Source organism: Candidatus Omnitrophota bacterium, assembly GCA_028707125.1.
Lineage (GTDB): Bacteria > Omnitrophota > Gorgyraeia > Gygaellales > JAQTUX01 > JAQTUX01.
The window spans coordinates 786,556-805,474 of sequence record JAQTUX010000001.1 but is presented as its reverse complement, the minus strand read 5'-3'; the positions used below and the strand labels follow the sequence as shown (position 1 = coordinate 805,474).

The window sequence follows — 18,919 nt, the reverse complement described above, 5'->3', positions numbered from 1 at the left end:
CAATATTAACTTACTTATATTTACTTATATAAAGTTATTGTTACTTAATCTTACTTATATTATATCTTCCCTGCCACAAAACCTGCCAACACTGCTACATCCTCAGCAACAAAAACCTGTCTGATGTTTTCATCAAAAAGTATATTTGCCTCGGCGGGAAGCTCCTCATCCGCGCCCGACACAGTTATCATGACAGGTACCCCGTCAAACACTTCAATCTCAATGCCGCAGTCGCCGAACGATGCCTTCTTTCCATTCAATCTCTCAAGGTTGTTCAACAGCGCCTGTGGATCGCCGCCATACTTACGGATTATCAGATCGATCGCGCGCTTGCGAAAGGCGGGATAGTAGAACTCGCCCCCTTCGATCTCGCGAAAGGATATCCACTTGCCCTTTACTCCAGGAAGCCCTTCGATATGTATGATAAGGTAATGTAACAAAAGCACTGCAAGAAAATCTTTGGCGGGCTTGTTATTTATTATAGACGTGATTTCGCGCCTTGTCAAATCAACTGAGTAATTTTCAGAAAGAAACCTGACAGAATACCGCTTCTCTGTTGCAAGGCCGCTTAATCTATCGTATGCCTTCTCCAGCGCCGCCGTGTAACTCATTGAATTTACTCTAAGGGCTCGGGGCCCTGTCGTCGTTTTGCTTGTTATAAAATATGATTATACCTATAAAGGCGGCTGTAACAGAAAGCAGTTCCAATAGCTCTTTAAAAAATTCATCGGAACCAAACAATCCTATGTCCTGCCATGTCTCTATCGCGATTATCAAACTAAATGTAATAACCAGGGAAACGATCTCTTTTTGCGCCCAAGACCATTTAAAGAGCAAGTACTTCCGAGGGTTTGTTTTGAACAGCTCAATAATGTTTGGAAAATACTTTGGCGTATTTTCAAAATATGCCTTGTATTCGGTATCAGAGCGCTTACGTAACACTCTTTCTTCCTTATTGATCTGGGGGATATAGATCAATAAAAATACGGCAAAAAGTAATAAAAACACCCACCATTTAAAAAGCAGCAAGATAACCCCCGTAATAACCAAAAATGTCCCGGCGTACATAGGATGCCTTACCAGACCATACGGCCCATCTGTAACGATCTTATGGCCGCCTGATGATCTCTCCGCTTTATAACCCCTTGCCGCGATACGAAGCAGGAATCCGAACAACACTATGGCTATCCCCAATACATCGCATAATTCATCCAGGGCTTCCCTCTCCCAATCAGGCATAAGGAATTTAAGTAAAAAAAGAGATGAAATTAAGGCTAAAAATAATAAAAAGCCCTGAAGTCCTATGCGTTTTTTCATATGATATCAAAAATAATCTTAAACGAGGGGTGATACGGCGGCTTCGAGTTATCCACAACCGTAGGGGAGGTTTAAACCTCCCCTACCTGCTCTAACTGATATCCTGGATCTCTTCCGTCACCTTGCCAAAAGAAGCATCAATCAACAGTCTGTTTATAAACGGTATGGCTGCCCCTATAAAGATAACCAGTATATAAGCAATGAAAATGATTATAATTATATTTCTTAATTTTGTTCCTAATGCGAATAACGTCTCGCCTAACCGTGGCCGCAGCGTATAGGAAAGGTTAACCCGCCTATATCTCTTCAATACCTGTTTTGTTGGTTCTCTATTATTATCCGGTTCCATAACAAATGGCTCGGGGTCTAAATCTGATTAGGCAGCGGGTCCTGCCGCCGAGCCACCCTATCCGTGCTCATTTTCCATAACAGACGGGAGGACTGCGCGCGGATAGGGGACCTGTCTCGGCGTCACCCGCTGACAACGCCTCCCCTCGCCCGCAATGCAACTACCCACTTTCCTATTCAGATCTGGATCTGAAACAGTTCCTACCCCTGCCACGCTTAAAAACCGTCCCTCCATATAAAGTCGCGGCACTATTACTTCCCTTAATCCTATCTCAAGATTCAATAATATTTGATTCTGAGGATGGCGGCGATGATTGTTTGGAAGAAACCTGCTCAGCAGAAATTTGTTTCTCAGATAAAAGATCCAATCCAAGCACGTCTGATAACATTGCATTTATTTTAGCCATTATACCTGAACCTAACTTTCCGAGCCTCCGAATAGCGAGCGCTTTAGATAATATTACTATCTTATCGGTTTTTATCCAAGATGCTTTCTTCAAACCGCTTAAAGTAAAATCAGGATCAATTACATCAAAAAATAAATCAGTATCCTGAGGATTATTGTTATTTGATGATATAAGCATAAAAATGGCATCTCTACCTTTTTGGGTATAACTATTGGAAGAGATAACTAAAGCCGGACGAACCTTACTAGAAGATAAGTCGGAAAAAGGAAATTTTATTAAAACTATATCTCCTCTTCTCATTATCGATATCATCCTAAGGGACTTCCATCACTTTCTTTATAAATATCTTCTCCTTCATCATTTAAAAAAGAAAATACTCCGATTTTCTCTGGTAAAGATAATATTTCTTCATCGCTTAGCTCTTCTTCTCCATTTATAACTATTGTAGGGCAAAATTCAATAGTAAATTCAAAATAAACATTAGCGGGTGCCTCCTTAACACAAGTAAAACCTTTACCTGCCCAATCCTGAAAACGCAACCTTTCATCGTTTACCGTGATAGGCATTATTCCTCCCTTTGAACATCTGTTTTTCTCTGCGAAACAGTAAACTTCCTAGAAATTACTAACTCCTCATTACAGTAAAAATCAAATCTATAATTTCCGAATGCTACAAGAGGCAAACCACATAACTCAAAGTTGAAGTCAATAATCTGATGGGGACTTTGAAAGAGAATAGGCCCTGCAAGCTCAGCAACTGTTTTATCTTTATCAACGTATAAACACTTCAATTTACCAGCATATTCACCATTTCCTTCAGTCAAAGATATAAAAACATTGAGGCGTGGATGAATACAAGGAACTTTTGTCGCATTAATATTACTAAATATGCCCACAAGAGACTTTTTCCCTGTTTTTCTATCATCTATTACCATATCACAAAGTACCATTGCTAAAGGTATAGGATTCGGTTTATTTTTCATATATTCCCCTTCTCTTTTAAAGTGAAGATATTATATCATCAAGTAATGAATTGTTCAATTTATTTAGATCCACTTGATGCTTTGCCACAACCACGTTTGCTAAGCACACTACTAATAGAGTCGCCACCTTCACCAGAGTTATAGCCTTAAACCTATCTATTATCCTATTAGAAGCTCTTTTGCGGATGTATTGGCTGGGTTTCGAGGGACGTTGAGGATGCCGAGCGGGCACGGTTCGCCCGCTAAAGACAGTCGGCGAGAGCGAGGCATCCGAGCCGAGCGAAGGTGCGCCACGCTGGGGCGCACTGAGCGTTCCCGAGAAACACAGACAAGACAGACGCAAACATTGCCTAACCTATATCTTCCAAAATCGCGGAGGCGGCGAGTTCGCCCTCCGCAAAGGCGTCCTGCCAGGTCTTTATGACCCCGTTCTTTGAGGTAAGATTGCCGACGGCGAAAATATCGGGGATATTCGTGCGCTGCTTCTCATTGACCACAACCGCCGAATCAAAGAACTCAATATCGGTATCGCGGAACATCTGCTCATCCGGCTCTTGCCTGCCGAAGAATACAACCATCGACGCCGCGAGCACCTTGCCCGAGCCAAGCTTTATTGCCCTGACTTCGCCTTCACCGATAAACTCCACGATCGGCTGGTCGCTGATCACCGCCAGCTTCTCATCGTGGGAAAACGCGCCGTCTTTGGAGAAAAGCACGGTGTCGATCTCCCTGTTGATCAGCTCGCGGGCAAAGTCAGAGGCAGGCCGGCTTTCGCCAATTACCACGGCGTGCTTGACCAGCGCGGCCAGACCGTTTATCTCGTTCAAATCCGACAAGGTATCAAACGGCGAGATACCTCTCTTGCCCGCTCCGGGTATATCCGGCAGGATCGTATTCCTGCCGCAGGCAAACACAAGATGATCGTAATTCAGCTTATCCCCGTCCTTAATATCCACCCTCTTTTTCTTTGTGTTTATCTGGCTGATCCGCGCGTCAGGAAAGAACTGAATATTGTTCTGCTTATAATAACTCCTGTCGCAGAAAAAGATATCCTTCTGGTTTACGCGGTTGAAGAACAGGTCCAAAAGAAGCCCTTTTTTATAAGCGGGGTGGTCTTCGGGAGAGATAACGGTAAGGGACAGATCCCTGCCGCTTTTCTTTAACTTATCCATGCAGCCGAACGCGCCTGCTGTATTGCCGACAATAACTATATTATTCATAATCCGCTCGCGTCTAACACCCTCAACACCACATCATCCCAGCCAAGCGGCATCAGATGAATGCCGTCGCACATCGGCCTTAATTCCCGGATCAGCCGCGCCGCGATCTCAACTGACCTTTCTATCTTCGCCTCTTTGCTGGACGCGGACTCCATCTCTTTTATCAGATCTTCCGGCACAAATACGCCTGAAACATTCTTATTCATAAACTGCGCCATTTTAGCGGACTTAAGCAGGACAATGCCCGCAAGCACCTTTGTCTTAAGATGGCTTGTCTTCTTACGGAAGGCCTCAAATGATCTTATGTCATAGACTGCCTGCGTCTGGAAGAACTCAGCGCCTGCCTCGATCTTTTTTTCCATCTTGATGATCTGCGGCTCAAGCGGCGAAGAGCCGGGGTTGACTACGGCCCCCAGGCAGAAGTCAGGCGCCCTGCCTGACAACGCGTTCCCCGCCATATCGCGGCCGCTCATCAAGGTCTTTGCCGCCTCAAGCAGCTGCACGGAATCAAGGTCAAATACCGGTTTTGCCTGTGGATGATCGCCCGACGCGGGATGATCACCTGTCAGGACCAGGACGTTCTCTATATCCAGTGCAGCCGCGGAAAGCAGGTCGGACTGAAGCGCTAAACGGTTTCTGTCGCGGCAGGTGACTTGCAATACGGGTTCAATGCCTTTTTGTTTTAGAAGGAAACAGACCACCAGGGAACCAAGGCGCATAACCGAGCTCTGCAGATCAGTCACGTTGACGGCGTCAACGCGCTTGCTGATAAGCTCTGCGCCGCGCAGTATCTCGCCTGTTTCTATACCCTTGGGAGGGCCGACTTCTGAAGTAAGGATGAATTTTCCGGAGTTTAGTTTATCGCGAAAACTCACTTAATCGGCTCCTGCTGCATAAACGCGTTGACTACATTTCTCATCAGCATAGTTACGGTGAGCGGCCCGACCCCTCCGGGAACAGGCGTAATGAATGAAGCGCGCCTTGATGCCTGCTCAAATTCAACATCGCCCACGATCTTGCCGTCTACCCTGTTAATGCCGACGTCGATCACTATGGCGCCGTCTTTGATCCAATCACCCTTTATCACGGCTGCCTTGCCTACGGCTGCCACAAGAACCTCCGCCCGCTTTACGTGTTCCGCCAGCCTTCCCTTATCGCTTGTGGCGATGTGGCAGACGGTAGTCGTGGCGAACTCATTCAAAAGAAGCAGGGCAGCCGGCTTACCCACGATCTCGCTGTGGCCGACGATCACCGCCTCTTTACCGTAAAGGTCAACCTTTGTGGACTTTATTAATTCTATTACTGCCGCGGCAGTGCAAGGTATGATGCCCGCGTCCTTACTGAGTATGCGCCCTAAATTCGCGGGATGCATACCCTCCACATCCTTGCCGGGAAGCACGCGGGAACAAAGCGCCTTCGCGTCAAGATGAGCCGGCAGCGGCATCTGTATGATGATCCCATTGATATTCGGGTCCGCGTTCAGTTTGCTTATGATCTCCAGCGCGCGCGCCTCGGTAATGCTGCCTTCCAAGGTTTCAAGGCGGTACTCAATGTCCAACTCTTCCGCGGTCTTCTTCTGCGCCTTCAGATATACTGCCGAAGCCGCGTTTTCCCCCACCTGTATGCTGGCAAGTATCGGGGAACGGGCGTACCTATCCTTTATTCCCCTTACCCGCGCCTTTATGCCCTGCTTTATATCCTCTGCTATCTTTTTACCTTCTAATAAGTTTGCCAATTTGCTCCTCCGTCCGGCTCCTTAGCTTGCCTGCCTTGCGCTTCATAACATCAAGTTCATTTAATATCTTTTTATTGCCCTGTGTATCTGGAAGATATTTCAAGTTTATTAAAACGTTATAATACGCGCCTGAAAGTGAAGCCTCAAGTAATACGGCGGCATCGGCTATGTCGGTAATAAGATTTCTGTTTGTCATCCCTATTAATTTCGGGCAGGAAGAAAGCGCTTCAAGGCAGAGCTTGCAGGCCTCATACGGCACTTTTAATGACTCTTTCGCGCTTCCGGATATGTAGGCGCGCGCGTCCTCGTCAACCAGATTCAGAAGACGCGACTGTATCGCGGCATTGCGCTTTAACGCCTGCTTCAACCTGCCTTCATACGCGCGGTATTTTTCTTTGCCTATGGTGAAATTCAGCACCATGTTAATAAGCGCCGCGCCCAGGCACCCTGTCAAGGCAGAGGCAGAGCCGCCTCCGGGAGCCGGCAGCTTGGCGGAAAGGTCGTCCGTGTACTTTTTTATGGAATTATTTTTATACATTCTCAAAACAAACCAATTATACCACCTTTTTCATCAATATCTATCTTTTCTCCTATGGGATGAGCAGGCAGTCCGGGCATGGTGTTTATTTTCCCGCAGAGTGGATAAATGAACCCTGCTCCCGCTGACAGCCGCACATCGCGCACAGGAAGCGTAAACCCTTCAGGCCTGCCCTTCAACTCAGGGTCATGCGATAAGGACAGGTGTGTCTTTGCCATACATATAGGTAAGGAGCCGTAGCCCATTTTAGTATACGCCTCTATCTTTTTATCGGCGGACTCTTCGTATCGCACGCCCCCCGCTCCGTAAAGCCGCGTGGCGATCGTCTCGATCTTCTTCTTTATCGGCCAGTCCAAAGCGTAAAGAAATTTAAATCCCGCCTTTTTCTTGCAGGCATCCACCACTGCTTCAGCCAGCTCTATGCCGCCTTTAGAGCCCTTCGACCATACGTCGCTGACAACGGCGCGCTCCGCGCCGGCATCATTTGATCTGCCGCGGATCAATTCCAGTTCCGCGGCGCTATCAGAAGAGAATCTGTTAATGGCAACCACAACAGGCAGCCCGAAGACCATGATATTTTCTATCTGTTTCTCTAAATTGCGGCAGCCCTCATCAAGCGACTCGTGGTTTTCGGAATGCGCCTTTAATGCCCGCACGGTGCAAACCAGCACCGCGCAGTCCGGCCTAAGGCCGCTCACCCTGCATTTTATGTTAAAGAACTTCTCCGCCCCGCAGTCAGCTCCGAAACCGGATTCAGTAATAACGTAGTCGGAAAGTTTCAAGGCGATCCTGTCGGCGAGGATCGAACTGTTGCCGTGCGCTATATTGCCGAAAGGGCCTGTGTGCACAAAGCAGGGCGTGTTTTCAATCGTCTGGAACAGATTGGGCGTAAGCGCCTCCCGCAGCAAGACCGCCATCGCGCCGGCCGCCTTAATATCTTCCGCGCTGACAGGCCTGCCGTCTTTTGTCACGGCCAGGACGATATTGCCCAGGCGCCTGCGCAGGTCTTCCCGCCCCTGCGCTAAAGCAAGTATAGCCATTACCTCGCTTGCCGCGGTTATGTCAAATCCCGAATCGCTTTCAAATCCGTCCTGCGGCGTGCCCAGCCCTGTCTTTATGTTACGCAGAAACCTGTCCGAAACATCGACTACCCGCCGCCAATTTATTGAATCAACATCTATATTAAGGGGGTTGCCCCTGAATACGGAATTGTAGAGAAACGCGGCGCAAATATTGTGCGCGGCCGCGACCGCGTGCGCGTCGCCGGTAAAATGCAGGTTCAGATCTTCAGCGGGAACGGCGCATGACCTCCCGCCCCCTGCTCCGCCGCCCTTTATGCCGAAGACCGGCCCAAGCGAGGGCTGGCGTATGCAGACCGACGAAGGCCTCCCGATCCTGTTCAGCGCCATAGAAAGCCCGATCGTAGTAACGGTCTTTCCTTCGCCTGATCGCGTGGGCGTTATCGCGCTTACAACGACATATTTTCCGTCTTTCCTGTTCTTCAGCCGCTTCAGGATGGAAAGCGATACCTTTGCCTTATATTCTCCGTAAAGGCAAAGTTCCTTTTCCTTTATGCCTGATCTCCTTGCTACCGCTTTTATCGGCTTTAACGCGATACGCATAGTTAGAATCGGAAACTCAACCTATGGATGGGGGATGGCCCTAATTTCTTCAAAGTGCTTCTATGATGTTCGGTCGGGTATCCTTTATGTCTCAGGAAACCGTAGCCGGAAAATTCCTCATCGTATATCGCCATGATCCTATCCCTGATCACCTTGGCGATTATGGATGCCGCCGCTATAGTAAGGCTTTTCCTGTCGCCGCCGATAATGCCCCTGGCCGGCAGGCCTACGCCTATATCAATGTTACCGTCTATGATCACATACGTCTTTTCGGGGCAGGACGCCAGGGTAGTATCTTTTTTCAGGCGAAGCATGACTTCCTCTACCGCCTGCTTCATGGCAACGCGGGTGGAATTAAGTATGTTTATTTCGTCAATGACCTTCTCATTAACGATGCCCACGCCGTATAAACATTTTTTTGCCAACTCAAGGAACGCCTTTTCCCTCTTTTCAGGAGTCAGTTTTTTTGAATCGTCTACGCGGTTCTGGAAACGTTCCTGTCTCAAGATCACGGCTGCTGCCACAACAGGGCCTGCCAGGGGCCCCCTGCCCGCCTCATCTACGCCGACAATAAGCCGGTAACCCTGTTTTCTTAATCTTCGCTCGTGGTATAACATCAAGCCAAGCCTTCTGTACTACACTACCGCTTCGGAAATAACCTTTGCCTGCTTGCCCTTCTTGCCTCTTAAGTAATAAAGTTTTGACCTCCCTACCTTGCCCTTGCGCACCACTTCAATATGGTCAATGGAAGGCGAATGGACCGGAAAAACCCTCTCTATACCCTCTCCGAAAGAAACCCTGCGCACGGTAAAAGAAGAATTGATTCCGCCCCTCTTCCTGCCGATCACAGTGCCTTCAAAAGGATGAAGGCGCACCTTATCGCCTTCGGGTATTTTAACAAAGACCCGTACAGTATCCCCTATTCCGAAAGCCGGGCTTTCCTTAAGAAATTTTGCCTCTACCAGTTTTAATTTATCCATTTTTGTTTCCTCCTTGATTTTTTAAAAGTTCCGGCCGCTTCTTCTTAGTTATCCGCTCTGATTGATGCCTTCTCCATTCGGCGATCTTGCCATGGTCTCCCGACAAAAGCACCGGCGGCACCTTCATACCTTTATAAACGGCAGGCCGCGTATACTGCGGATACTCCAGAAGGCCGCCCTCAAAGCTCTCCTGCCTTAATGATCCCTCGTCTCCCAACACGCCCGGTATGAGCCGCGCTACCGAATCTATCAATACCATGGCCGGCAGTTCTCCGCCGGTAAGGATATAATCCCCTATGGAGATCTCTCTGTCAACAAGTTTTGTCCTGACACGCTCATCTATGCCCTCGTAGTGGCCGCAGATAAGGATAAGATGCTTGCGCTTAGCCAATGCCTTACACTCTCGCTGCGTCAGTTTATCCCCCCGCGGAGAAAGCAGGATGACCCGCGGCCTTTTGCCTTTGATCTTTGAGATTATATGCGATACCGCGTTGAAGATCGGCTCCGCGTTCATCACCATGCCTGAGCCGCCGCCGAAGGGCCGGTCATCCACCTTCCTGTGCTTATCTGCAGTGAAGTCGCGCAGATCATGCAGAATGATCCTCACCCTCTTCTTTGCCGCCGCGCGCTTTATTATGGACTCGCCCAGCACGGCGGAAAACATCCCCGGGAATATCGTCAATATATCAATCCGCATACGCGCCTTCTATGCCTCTTTTAAACTCCGGAAAAACGCCGTTGGCGATGGACTCTCTTATGCGCTTCATCAAATCCTGATAATAATAAATATTATGCAAAGACACCAGATACAGCCCCAGTATTTCATCTACGTTAAAAAGATGCCTTATATAGGCGCGGCTGAAGTTCCCGCAGGTATAACAGCCGCACTCCTTATCAAGGGGCAGAAAGTCAGCGGAAAATGCCGCGTTCCTGACCGTGATCTTACCCTCTGAAGTGAATGCCGAGCCGCCCCTGCCGAAACGCGTGGGGATAACGCAGTCAAATAGATCCGCGCCGCGCTCTACCGCGTTTACGATGTCAAGCGGAGTGCCCACGCCCATAAGATAGCGCGCTGATCCGGGCGGCAGCATCTCGATCGTCAGAGAAAGCATATTATATCTTAAATTTTCCGGTTCGCCAACAGAAAGTCCTCCGATGGCATAACCGTCAAATTGCATATCAATAAGCTGCTTCGCCGACTCCTTGCGCAGGTCCTCATAAGTGGCCCCCTGGACAATGGCAAATAAGGCGCAGCCGGCTATCGCCGGGTTTGCCTGCCTCTCTTCGTCAAAGCGCGCCTTGGAGCGCCTTGCCCATTCTGTCGTGCGATCCAGCGCAAGCCGCGCCTGATCCCTGGGGCAGGGGTAATGCACGCATTCATCCAGAGGCATAAATACATCCGAACCGAACGCCGATTGGATCTCAACTACCTTCTCGGGCGTAAGAAAATGCTTCCTGCCGTCAAAATGCGACTGGAATTCCACGCCGTCATCGCTTATTTTTCTCAATAAGGCAAGGCTGAATATCTGATAGCCGCCGCTGTCGGTCAGTATCGCCCTGTCCCAGCCCATAAACCTGTGCAGGCCGCCCGCCTTTCTTATCAATTCGATGCCCGGCCTCAAAAACAGATGATAGGCGTTGGCAAGGATCATCTGCGCGCCGCAGGAACGCAGGTCCTGAGGGGTAAGCGTCTTGACCGTGCCCTGCGTGCCCACGGGCATAAAACAAGGCGTATCAATATCTCCGTGCGCCGTTTTTAACCGGCCTGTCCTTGCCTTTGTCTTTTTATCTTGATGGACTATTGTAAACGGCATATCAAATGATCAGCATCGCGTCGCCGTAACTGTAAAACCTGTACCTCTCCCTCACTGCCTCCTCATATGCCTTCATGACCAGGCCCCTGCCGGCAAAGGCCGAGACCAGCATAAGCAGAGTAGTGCGCGGCAGATGAAAGTTTGTAAGTAAACTATCAATGGCCTTAAACTTGAATCCGGGGTAGATAAATAAGTCCGTAAATCCTGAATAGTCGGAGGCGCCGTTCATGAACGCGCTCTCAAGCGCCCTCACAGTGGTTGTGCCGACAGCAAAAACCTTGCCGCCTTTATCCCGCGTATCACAAACCAAATCCTTTATATCCCCGCCTACACAACAATATTCTTCATCCATATGATGTTCCGATATCTCGTCTTTTCTTACCGGCCTGAAAGTGCCGTAACCGACCCTCAAAGTAACGCGCCCTGTTTTTACGCCTTTGTCCCGCGCCTTGTTCAACGCCTCAGGCGTAAAGTGCAAACCGGCTGTGGGAGAGGCGATCGCTCCCGGCGAAGAGGCGAAAACTGTCTGATATCTGCCCTCATCTATCGGTTCGGGCAGGCGTTTAATATACGGCGGCAAAGGGATAATGCCATGCTCATAGATGCACTCTTCCTTGTCCGTATTAAACTCAACCCTGTCCTTTGAAAGCACCCTGGCCTTAAGTTTTCCGCCGTTAAAGATCAATTCATCGCCTATTTTTATCTTTGAAAGCGGTTTAATGAGGGTATGGAACCGTCCGCTGTCAATCTTACCCAAAAGCAGTAATTCAATCTGCCTTCCGCCTTCTTGCTTTCTGCCGATCAGCCTCGCCTTTACCACCTTCGCGTCGTTCATTATCAGAGTATCGCAGCTATCAAGATAATCTATGAAATCCGCGAAATCCCGATGGGATATGCTGCCGTCCTTCCTGTCCAACACAAGCAGGCGCTCTTCGCCTCTTTCTCTGGAGGGATACTGCGCGATGAGCTCTTTAGGCAGATTATAATCAAAATCGCTTAGCTTCATAATTTACCGATCTCTGCGCCGGGATAGTAATACTCTAAGATCTCCTCAAAGTCGTGCCCCTGTTTTGCCATAAAATAACCTCCCCACTGGCACAGGCCCACGCCATGGCCCCAGCCAAAGCCGTCAAAGACGGCATTCCCGCCTTCTATCTTCAGGGAAAAATTTGTGCTGCGTATCTCTTCGGCGCCCACGAACAGCCGGAAATTGCCTGCCGTAAGCCGGAATTCCTTGAATTTATCCCTTAACACCACGGTCTTGTTCCTGCCGCCGGCGGTAGTTCCGGAAATAAATATCTCTTTGATCTCGCGCGCCGGTATGCCGTTGTCATTCAATGCCTCCCTGATCTCATCCAAAGGTATTGACTTGCTCCATTTGAAATGAGGCGACAACTTGCAATAAGGACAGGCGACCCCATTAAGGGGTTTTATGTCTATCTTCCATAATTCGCTGGCATCCTCTGTGCGCCCTCCGCAGGTAGCATGAAAAAACGCGGGAAAGATATTTCCTTTGAATTTCAATACCAGAGATTCGGTAAGTTCTACCGCCCTGTTTGTGCGGCCCCTCTCAGAAGTAGCGCCGCCGTAAACCTGGGAATAAACATCGGCGGTCAGGTCAAAATCAGACGATGATCTTGTCTCTGCGGTATACGCGGCGTAAGTCCTGACCGCTATTGCCTGCGCCTTCAGTATCTCTATCGGCCAAAAATGCGATGCCTCATGATACAGGACGCCCCTGGTATAATCTTCCAGGCCGATATAATTTACCAGCCTGAGATCGTTTTTCCTGTTAAGCGCTATGATATCGCCCCTGTAATCCCTGCCGTCAACGCGCAGCATGCCGGTATCAGAAGAGATCCTGACCGCCGCTGTATTAAAAAACTCGCCGGCGATCGATATGCCGCCTTCTTTGGGCCTTATGTAACCGATAAGGCCCCGGTCTTTATAAAGCAGCCCGCCGGAATTATGATCGCGCACGCTGAAACGGCCCTCAATAGCCAATTCCGCTCCAGCCGCCTTGCATTTTACTTCAACGCGTATGTACCTCTCGGCGCAAAGCGCCGGCAGAGAAGCTGAAAAGATAAAAAATACCGCTGCCGTAATTATCTTCTTGACCATAGCCATAATATGAAAGAAATTATGATGCTTACGATTATAGAGGTCGTGAGGGGAAAATAGAACGTAAAATTCTTTCTCTGGATGTAGATATCCCCCGGCAGGCGGCCGACATAGGGGACTTTGCCGATAAAATAAAATACCGCTCCCGCCAGAATAAGAAGCGCCCCCATAAAGATCAATATCTTACTTAACCCGCTCATTACGTTCCTCTAAAGAATATATACAGCCGCAGTATTTCTGGCAATACAGCCCGTTCTCCTTTGCCTCGCGATGCGCCTGCCTGAAACCCGGGCGGAAATCTTCTCCCGCGAATTTAACATTGTTTTCCGCCGCGGCTGCCTCACCTATCTCCCGGATGGCCTCTATATCCTGATAAGGGCTGACAAGGAGCGTTGAGGTAAAATAATGAAACTGTTTGCCTGCCGCGTATTCAGCCGCCTTTCTAAGCCGCAGCCGCCAGCATAGCCGGCAGCGCGCGGGACTATCCTTGCGGCCGCCGAGCCCCGCGAAGAAATCATCGGGGCTGTATCGCGGATATGCCGCATCAAGGCCGCTTGAGCGGGAATATTCTTTTACCGCTTCCTGCCGCTTGATGAATTCCTCTTCGGGGTGTATGTTGGGGTTGTAAAACAAGCCCTCGACTTCAAAACCCTTATTTCTTAAAACCTCAAGAGGATATATCGCGCAGGGCGCGCAGCATATGTGTAATAGGAGTTTCATTTTGTCTCTGGAGAGGGGCTAAGAAACAAAAATACAAAGCGAAGAATTTTCCTCTACACACTTACGTGTGTAGAATCCTTTGGCTATGATTAGATTGTCATTCCCCACACGTAAGTGTGGGGTAGATTCTAAAACAATTCGCTCTGCTTTTCCGACTTATGCGGAATATTCAAATGCTCGTAGGCGAGGTCAGTTACCATTCTGCCGCGGCTGGTGCGCTTAAGATACCCGGCCTTCAATAAATACGGCTCAACGCAGTCCACGATCGTATCCACCTCTTCGTTAAGGGAGGCTGCCAGCGACTCAATGCCCACAGGGCCGCCGTCATATGTCTCTATCAACGCCCTGAGGACCTTGCGATCGATCTCGTCGAGCCCCCCCCTGTCTATCCTTAGCGCATCCAGGGCCTTCTCCACGCTCTGGCGGTCAATGCGCTTCAGGTCTTCAACCTGAGCATAATCGCGCACGCGGCGAAGCAGGCGGTTGGCGATGCGCGGCGTGCCTCTGGAGCGCGAGGAGATCGCCAGCGCGGCGTCTTCGTCTAAAGAAACACTGAGTTTCCTGGCTGAATTCTTAAGTATCCTGGCAAGCTCATCGTCGCTGTAGAAATCAAGGTGGTAAAATATGCCGAACCTGCCCCTTAACGGCGCGCTTAAGAGCCCGCTTCTTGTGGTAGCCCCCACAAGCGTAAACGGCTTGAGGTTAAACTTTATGGTCTTCGCGTAGGGCCCTTTATCTATCACAAAATCGATCTGAAAACCCTCCATCGCGGGATAGAGGAACTCCTCCACCACTTTGGAAAGCCGGTGTATCTCATCAATAAAAAGCACGTCTCCCGACTCAAGATTTGTGAGTATGCCGATAAGGTCTCCCGCCCTTTCTATGGCAGGGCCTGATGTCGCGGTGATCTTGGTGCCCATGTCCCTGGCGATTATATGCGCCAGCGATGTCTTGCCCAGACCGGGCGGCCCGGAAAGCAGGATATGCTCAAGCGGCTCCTTGCGCTGTTTTGCCGCCGAAATGACCACCTTGATATTATCTATGGTCGGCTTCTGGCCGATAAATTCCGAGAACTTCAGCGGCCTCAAAGACATATTCAGCACTATGTCTTCTTCGGACTCCTGCCTTTCCAGATCAGGATTCGGATTGACCGGTATTCTCTGCCTGTCCTGTTGCGTGGGGCTTGATATTTTCCGCATTTCTTATGACCTCTACCTCTCCAAATACACCCTTCTGCCTCACCTTCACTTCTTTAAGGCGTATCAACTCAAGTATGGCCAGGAACGTGGACACGATCTCGATCTTGCTCCTCGCCTTGTTGAACAATTCCGAAAGCAATATCCTGGATTCAATAAGCAAAAGATGCAGTATGTCGTGGATCTTCTGCTCCACGGTGAACTCATCTTTGATCACCTCATAAAATATATCTTTAGGGACTTCTTTTAAGGCGTTGCGGAAGGCGGCGATCAGATCAAATAAGCTTGCCTCAAAATATACCTCATCGTCTATCTCCGCCGGATCATCGTTGGCATCCCTGGTAAAGACCTCCCTGCGGGCATCCTCTAATCTCTTGAGCTTTCCCGCCGCCTCTTTAAACCTCTGATATTCAATAAGCCGGTTGACCAGTTCCTGCCTGGGGTCTTCTTCCTCCTCCTCAAGCGCCTGCTTTTCTTCCGCCGGAAGCAGCATCTTTGATTTTATGTTAATGAGCGTTGAGGCCATGACCAGGAATTCACCCGCTATATTCAGGTCCAGAAGCCGCATCAGCTCAATATACTGCAGGTATTGCTCGGTCACCTCGGCTATCGGGATATCACAGATATTGAGGTGGTCTTTCTTCACCAGGTACAGCAACAGGTCCAAAGGCCCTTCAAATACCTCAAGTTTTACCTTATAACTCATATCTTCATGGCCCCTTTAATATCCTTGAATGTCTTTCCCGCCTCCAGGCCCGCCCTTTTAGTGCCGCGGGAAAGTATCTTCTCGATCTTGCTGTCTGGAAACAATTTCCTCTTGCGCTGTATGGGCCCCAATACATCCTCAAGAAGGCATTCGGCAAGCCGCTTCTTGCATTCCGTGCAGCCGACCCTGGCGTTAACGCACCAGTCGTCTACCTCGGCCTTCATTTCAGGGCAGAATACCGCGTAATAACTGTGGACGTTACATTTATCAGGATGGCCGGGATCGCTCAGCCTTACGCGCTCAGGGTCCGTGAACATCATCTGGACCTTTTTCCTGATCTCGCCTTCGCTGTCAGAAAGATTTATGGTATTACCGAAACTTTTGCTCATCTTCCTGCCGTCTATGCCTGAAAGCCGGGGCGTCCTGGTAAGCAATGCCTTCGGTTCAGGCAATAACGAGGTGCCGTAAATATGATTAAAACGGCGCGCTATCTCCCTGGTCAATTCCAGATGAGGCAGCTGGTCATCCCCTACGGGTACTGTATCCGCCCTGTATATCAGTATATCCGCTGCCTGCAAAACAGGATAGCCCAGGAATCCGAACGTGCTTATATCCCTGTTCTTTATCTCTCTCAACTGTTCCTTGTATGTGGGGTTTCTTTCCAGCCACCCCAGAGGCGTCAGGCAGGAAAGGATCATAAACAGGTCAAGGTGCCGGCCGACCTCGGACTGGATAAAAAACGTGGCCTTGTCCGGGTCAATGCCCGAGCTTAACCAATCACGGACATTATCTATCGCGTATTCTTTTACGCGGCCGGGATCATTATACTCGCTCATTAAGGCGTGCCAGTCAGCCACCATAAAAAAACACTCATATTCCTGCTGCAGCATTTTCCAGTTGCCGAGCGCCCCTGCCAAATGCCCCAGGTGCAGTTTGCCGGTAGGCCGCATACCGCTTAATACCCTGCCCTTTTTAATCTGAGAGTTTCCTTGCGATCTTTTGCTCTTCATATACCTCTATTACATCCCCTTCCCGGTAGTCGTTAAACCCTGCCAGGGACAGGCCGCACTCAAAGCCCTCCTGCACTTCCCTGACATCGTCCTTAAAACGCTTAAGCGAGCTTAATTTTCCCTCGTAGACCGGCTGCCCGTTCCTCTCCAAAGATACCAGGGAATTCCGCGTGATCTTGCCCTTAGTCACGAAACATCCGGCGATGGTCCCGGATCTTGAAAGACTGAAAACTTTTTTGACCTGCACCTTGCCTAAAAATACCTTCTTGATCCTGGGTTCGAGCAGGCCTTCCAGCGCTAATTTCAACTCGTCTATAAGTTCATAGATAACGTTGTAGGTGCGTACCTCAACACCCTCCTTGGAGATTATATCCACTGCCTGTGTGTCCGGCTTGACGTGGAATCCGAGGATAAGCGCGTTAGACGCCGAAGCCAGTATGACATCTGAAGAGTTGATCGCGCCTATGCCGGCGTGCAGTATGTTTATCTGCACTTCGCTTGACTCGATCTTGTTAAACGACTCAAGAAGCGCCTCGAGCGAACCCTGCACGTCCGCCTTAAGGATGATCTTGAGCTCTTTGATCTTACCTTCTTTTATCTGAGAATACAGTTCTTCAAGCGTTATCTTTTTTGACGCCTCCGGCTCCTTATTGCCGGCCTCCTCACCCCTGAGGGCCGCAAGTTCCCGAGCCTTCTTTTCGTCCTCTATCACAAAAAACTCATCCCCTGCCTCAGGTACGCCGCTTAAACCCAGCACCTCAATAGGCACGGAAGGGGCCGCGGCGTCGATCTTGCGGCCGTGGTCGTCAAACATCGCCCTGATCTTGCCGTAATAGCGCCCCGCTATTACGGAATCGCCCTTACGCAACGCGCCGTTCTGAATAAGCAGCGTGACAACCGGGCCGCTGCCTTTGCTCATCTTTGCCTCTATCACCACGCCTCTGGCGGCCCTGGCAGGGTTTGCCTTCAACTCCAGCATCTCCGCCTCAAGCAGTATCATCTCAAGCAGGCTGCTGACCCCTTCTCCTGTCTTAGCGGAAACGCCCACCATTATGGTCTTTCCGCCCCAATCCTCCGGGTTAAGGCCTAATGCGGCAAGCTGTTTTTTAACCTTGTCCAGATTGGCCTGCGGCTTATCTATTTTATTTATCGCCACTATTATAGGAACACCCGCGGCCCTGGCATGGTCTATGGCCTCCTGCGTCTGGGGCATTACTCCGTCGTCCGCGGCAACGACAAGTATGACTATATCGGTAATATGCGCGCCGCGCTTGCGCATAGCCGTGAACGCCTCATGGCCCGGGGTATCCAGAAAGGTGATCTTGCCTCCGGGAACAACTACCTGATACGCGCCTATATGCTGTGTAATGCCGCCGTATTCCTTGTCAACGACATTTGATTTTCTTATCACGTCCAAAAGCGATGTCTTGCCATGGTCCACGTGGCCCATAAGGGTGGCGACCGGGGGCCGGGACCGCAGGGACCCGGGGAGGTCGTCCTCTTTGTGCGGCCTCAAAATCACCTCTTCCTTGCGTGGCATCTGCTTGATCTCCACCCCTAACTGCGCGCAGACATTTCTCACAACCTCCTCGGGCAAGACCTGATTCAGGCCTGCCATCACCTTCATATCGATCAACTTCTTTATTAAAATGGATGATTTAACCTGGAGTTTTACCGACAGGTCCTTAACGGTTATGGGAAGGATCAATTCAACGCTTTTGACTATGGCCGTCTCGTATACTTCAGGGGGCTCTTCTTTTTTTATCTCGGGTTTTGGAACGGGTTTTGGCGCGGGCACGGGGACCGGCTTCGGCGCGGGGGCTTTAACAGCCGGTTTCTGCGGCTGCGGCGCGGCGGCCTTTACTTCGGGAAGCGCCGCGGCAACCGGCTTTGGCTTCTTCTCTACCGGCGGCTTCTTAACTGCCTGCGGCGGCACCGGCTTTTTCTTTATTTCCTTCGCGGCCTTTTTCAGCTTCGGCTCTGCCTTTTTTTTAGGGGCAGCTGCTGTCTGTTTTACCGGCGGCTTCTTAACCGGCTTAATGCCTGCCCCCGGTTTTATTTCCTTGCGTATGCGCAGAACATCCTTGTCGCTCAAAACGCTTACGGCGCTGGCAACACTTATCTTCATCCGCTTTATCTTATTGACCAGCTTCTGAGTAGGTATGCCTAATTCCTTCGCTAATTCGTTTACTCTCATTTGTCC

Annotated in this window: 22 protein-coding genes and 1 pseudogene; all 23 read right to left on the bottom strand. The window is 49.8% G+C overall.

Annotation, left to right across the window (positions count from 1 at the left end):
* Nucleotides 1–59: 59 nt before the first annotated feature.
* On the bottom strand, nucleotides 60–611 hold the full coding sequence (locus tag PHR44_04030) for a DUF3786 domain-containing protein (GenBank protein ID MDD4909830.1): 552 nt from the start codon (nucleotides 609–611) through the stop codon (nucleotides 60–62).
* 10 nt (nucleotides 612–621) lie between these two features.
* The gene (locus PHR44_04025; GenBank protein ID MDD4909829.1) at nucleotides 622–1,317 is read right to left on the bottom strand and encodes an isoprenylcysteine carboxylmethyltransferase family protein; all 696 of its coding nucleotides are present in this window, start codon (nucleotides 1,315–1,317) and stop codon (nucleotides 622–624) included.
* A 91-nt stretch (nucleotides 1,318–1,408) separates the two neighbouring features.
* Complete coding sequence (locus tag PHR44_04020; protein ID MDD4909828.1) at nucleotides 1,409–1,627, bottom strand: hypothetical protein; 219 nt, start codon at nucleotides 1,625–1,627, stop codon at nucleotides 1,409–1,411.
* Between the two features lie 310 nt (nucleotides 1,628–1,937).
* Nucleotides 1,938–2,372, bottom strand: a complete 435-nt coding sequence (locus PHR44_04015) for a type II toxin-antitoxin system PemK/MazF family toxin (GenBank protein ID MDD4909827.1) — start codon at nucleotides 2,370–2,372, stop codon at nucleotides 1,938–1,940.
* Between the two features lie 8 nt (nucleotides 2,373–2,380).
* Nucleotides 2,381–2,638: a hypothetical protein gene (locus PHR44_04010; protein MDD4909826.1), complete on the bottom strand. Its 258-nt coding sequence runs from the start codon at nucleotides 2,636–2,638 to the stop codon at nucleotides 2,381–2,383.
* Entirely contained in the window at nucleotides 2,638–3,054 is a 417-nt protein-coding gene (locus PHR44_04005) for a hypothetical protein (GenBank protein MDD4909825.1), read from the bottom strand. The genes PHR44_04010 and PHR44_04005 overlap by 1 nt, the downstream gene beginning before the upstream one ends.
* A gap of 350 nt (nucleotides 3,055–3,404) precedes the next feature.
* On the bottom strand, nucleotides 3,405–4,274 hold the full coding sequence (locus PHR44_04000) for an FAD-dependent oxidoreductase (protein ID MDD4909824.1): 870 nt from the start codon (nucleotides 4,272–4,274) through the stop codon (nucleotides 3,405–3,407).
* Nucleotides 4,271–5,149, bottom strand: a complete 879-nt coding sequence (locus PHR44_03995; protein MDD4909823.1) for a methylenetetrahydrofolate reductase — start codon at nucleotides 5,147–5,149, stop codon at nucleotides 4,271–4,273. Before PHR44_03995 ends, PHR44_04000 begins: the two co-directional genes overlap by 4 nt.
* Nucleotides 5,146–6,009, bottom strand: a complete 864-nt coding sequence (locus PHR44_03990; GenBank protein ID MDD4909822.1) for a bifunctional 5,10-methylenetetrahydrofolate dehydrogenase/5,10-methenyltetrahydrofolate cyclohydrolase — start codon at nucleotides 6,007–6,009, stop codon at nucleotides 5,146–5,148. The genes PHR44_03995 and PHR44_03990 overlap by 4 nt, the downstream gene beginning before the upstream one ends.
* Complete coding sequence (locus PHR44_03985) at nucleotides 5,987–6,547, bottom strand: cyclodeaminase/cyclohydrolase family protein (GenBank protein MDD4909821.1); 561 nt, start codon at nucleotides 6,545–6,547, stop codon at nucleotides 5,987–5,989. The genes PHR44_03990 and PHR44_03985 overlap by 23 nt, the downstream gene beginning before the upstream one ends.
* Before the next feature lie 2 nt (nucleotides 6,548–6,549).
* Entirely contained in the window at nucleotides 6,550–8,169 is a 1,620-nt protein-coding gene (locus tag PHR44_03980) for a formate--tetrahydrofolate ligase (GenBank protein ID MDD4909820.1), read from the bottom strand.
* A 2-nt stretch (nucleotides 8,170–8,171) separates the two neighbouring features.
* Complete coding sequence (locus PHR44_03975; protein ID MDD4909819.1) at nucleotides 8,172–8,786, bottom strand: ribonuclease HII; 615 nt, start codon at nucleotides 8,784–8,786, stop codon at nucleotides 8,172–8,174.
* Between the two features lie 18 nt (nucleotides 8,787–8,804).
* Entirely contained in the window at nucleotides 8,805–9,149 is a 345-nt protein-coding gene (rplS, locus tag PHR44_03970; protein MDD4909818.1) for a 50S ribosomal protein L19, read from the bottom strand.
* Nucleotides 9,137–9,846, bottom strand: a pseudogene (gene trmD, locus PHR44_03965) (tRNA (guanosine(37)-N1)-methyltransferase TrmD). The gene rplS and the pseudogene trmD overlap by 13 nt, the downstream one beginning before the upstream one ends.
* Complete coding sequence (gene tgt / locus PHR44_03960; protein ID MDD4909817.1) at nucleotides 9,836–10,963, bottom strand: tRNA guanosine(34) transglycosylase Tgt; 1,128 nt, start codon at nucleotides 10,961–10,963, stop codon at nucleotides 9,836–9,838. Before tgt ends, trmD begins: the two are co-directional and overlap by 11 nt.
* Nucleotide 10,964: 1 nt before the next feature.
* A complete protein-coding gene (gene queA, locus PHR44_03955; GenBank protein ID MDD4909816.1) occupies nucleotides 10,965–11,969 on the bottom strand; it encodes a tRNA preQ1(34) S-adenosylmethionine ribosyltransferase-isomerase QueA in 1,005 nt (334 codons plus the stop codon).
* Entirely contained in the window at nucleotides 11,966–13,084 is a 1,119-nt protein-coding gene (locus PHR44_03950) for a SpoIID/LytB domain-containing protein (protein MDD4909815.1), read from the bottom strand. The genes queA and PHR44_03950 overlap by 4 nt, the downstream gene beginning before the upstream one ends.
* Entirely contained in the window at nucleotides 13,069–13,284 is a 216-nt protein-coding gene (locus tag PHR44_03945; protein ID MDD4909814.1) for a DUF2905 domain-containing protein, read from the bottom strand. Before PHR44_03945 ends, PHR44_03950 begins: the two co-directional genes overlap by 16 nt.
* Nucleotides 13,268–13,804 carry an epoxyqueuosine reductase QueH gene (locus tag PHR44_03940; protein ID MDD4909813.1) on the bottom strand — a complete coding sequence of 179 codons (537 nt, stop codon included), beginning with the start codon at nucleotides 13,802–13,804 and terminating at the stop codon, nucleotides 13,268–13,270. Before PHR44_03940 ends, PHR44_03945 begins: the two co-directional genes overlap by 17 nt.
* Before the next feature lie 128 nt (nucleotides 13,805–13,932).
* The gene (ruvB, locus tag PHR44_03935) at nucleotides 13,933–15,003 is read right to left on the bottom strand and encodes a Holliday junction branch migration DNA helicase RuvB (GenBank protein ID MDD4909812.1); all 1,071 of its coding nucleotides are present in this window, start codon (nucleotides 15,001–15,003) and stop codon (nucleotides 13,933–13,935) included.
* Nucleotides 14,939–15,706 carry a segregation/condensation protein A gene (locus tag PHR44_03930; GenBank protein MDD4909811.1) on the bottom strand — a complete coding sequence of 256 codons (768 nt, stop codon included), beginning with the start codon at nucleotides 15,704–15,706 and terminating at the stop codon, nucleotides 14,939–14,941. The genes ruvB and PHR44_03930 overlap by 65 nt, the downstream gene beginning before the upstream one ends.
* The gene (trpS, locus tag PHR44_03925; GenBank protein ID MDD4909810.1) at nucleotides 15,703–16,716 is read right to left on the bottom strand and encodes a tryptophan--tRNA ligase; all 1,014 of its coding nucleotides are present in this window, start codon (nucleotides 16,714–16,716) and stop codon (nucleotides 15,703–15,705) included. Before trpS ends, PHR44_03930 begins: the two co-directional genes overlap by 4 nt.
* On the bottom strand, nucleotides 16,679–18,913 hold the full coding sequence (infB, locus tag PHR44_03920; protein ID MDD4909809.1) for a translation initiation factor IF-2: 2,235 nt from the start codon (nucleotides 18,911–18,913) through the stop codon (nucleotides 16,679–16,681). The genes trpS and infB overlap by 38 nt, the downstream gene beginning before the upstream one ends.
* Nucleotides 18,914–18,919 lie beyond the last annotated feature (6 nt).

Excerpts from the sequence above, each read along its gene's own strand:
- PHR44_04030 (MDD4909830.1), bottom strand. The coding sequence starts at position 611 with ATGAGTTACACGGCGGCGCTGGAGAAGGCATACGATAGATTAAGCGGC.
- PHR44_04025 (MDD4909829.1), bottom strand. The coding sequence starts at position 1,317 with ATGAAAAAACGCATAGGACTTCAGGGCTTTTTATTATTTTTAGCCTTA.
- PHR44_04015 (MDD4909827.1), bottom strand. The coding sequence starts at position 2,372 with ATGAGAAGAGGAGATATAGTTTTAATAAAATTTCCTTTTTCCGACTTA.
- PHR44_04010 (MDD4909826.1), bottom strand. The coding sequence starts at position 2,638 with ATGCCTATCACGGTAAACGATGAAAGGTTGCGTTTTCAGGATTGGGCA.
- PHR44_04005 (MDD4909825.1), bottom strand. The coding sequence starts at position 3,054 with ATGAAAAATAAACCGAATCCTATACCTTTAGCAATGGTACTTTGTGAT.
- PHR44_04000 (MDD4909824.1), bottom strand. The coding sequence starts at position 4,274 with ATGAATAATATAGTTATTGTCGGCAATACAGCAGGCGCGTTCGGCTGC.
- PHR44_03985 (MDD4909821.1), bottom strand. The coding sequence starts at position 6,547 with ATGTATAAAAATAATTCCATAAAAAAGTACACGGACGACCTTTCCGCC.
- PHR44_03980 (MDD4909820.1), bottom strand. The coding sequence starts at position 8,169 with ATGCGTATCGCGTTAAAGCCGATAAAAGCGGTAGCAAGGAGATCAGGC.
- PHR44_03975 (MDD4909819.1), bottom strand. The coding sequence starts at position 8,786 with ATGTTATACCACGAGCGAAGATTAAGAAAACAGGGTTACCGGCTTATT.
- rplS (MDD4909818.1), bottom strand. The coding sequence starts at position 9,149 with ATGGATAAATTAAAACTGGTAGAGGCAAAATTTCTTAAGGAAAGCCCG.
- tgt (MDD4909817.1), bottom strand. The coding sequence starts at position 10,963 with ATGCCGTTTACAATAGTCCATCAAGATAAAAAGACAAAGGCAAGGACA.
- queA (MDD4909816.1), bottom strand. The coding sequence starts at position 11,969 with ATGAAGCTAAGCGATTTTGATTATAATCTGCCTAAAGAGCTCATCGCG.
- PHR44_03950 (MDD4909815.1), bottom strand. The coding sequence starts at position 13,084 with ATGGTCAAGAAGATAATTACGGCAGCGGTATTTTTTATCTTTTCAGCT.
- PHR44_03945 (MDD4909814.1), bottom strand. The coding sequence starts at position 13,284 with ATGAGCGGGTTAAGTAAGATATTGATCTTTATGGGGGCGCTTCTTATT.
- PHR44_03940 (MDD4909813.1), bottom strand. The coding sequence starts at position 13,804 with ATGAAACTCCTATTACACATATGCTGCGCGCCCTGCGCGATATATCCT.
- ruvB (MDD4909812.1), bottom strand. The coding sequence starts at position 15,003 with ATGCGGAAAATATCAAGCCCCACGCAACAGGACAGGCAGAGAATACCG.
- PHR44_03930 (MDD4909811.1), bottom strand. The coding sequence starts at position 15,706 with ATGAGTTATAAGGTAAAACTTGAGGTATTTGAAGGGCCTTTGGACCTG.
- trpS (MDD4909810.1), bottom strand. The coding sequence starts at position 16,716 with ATGAAGAGCAAAAGATCGCAAGGAAACTCTCAGATTAAAAAGGGCAGG.
- infB (MDD4909809.1), bottom strand. The coding sequence starts at position 18,913 with ATGAGAGTAAACGAATTAGCGAAGGAATTAGGCATACCTACTCAGAAG.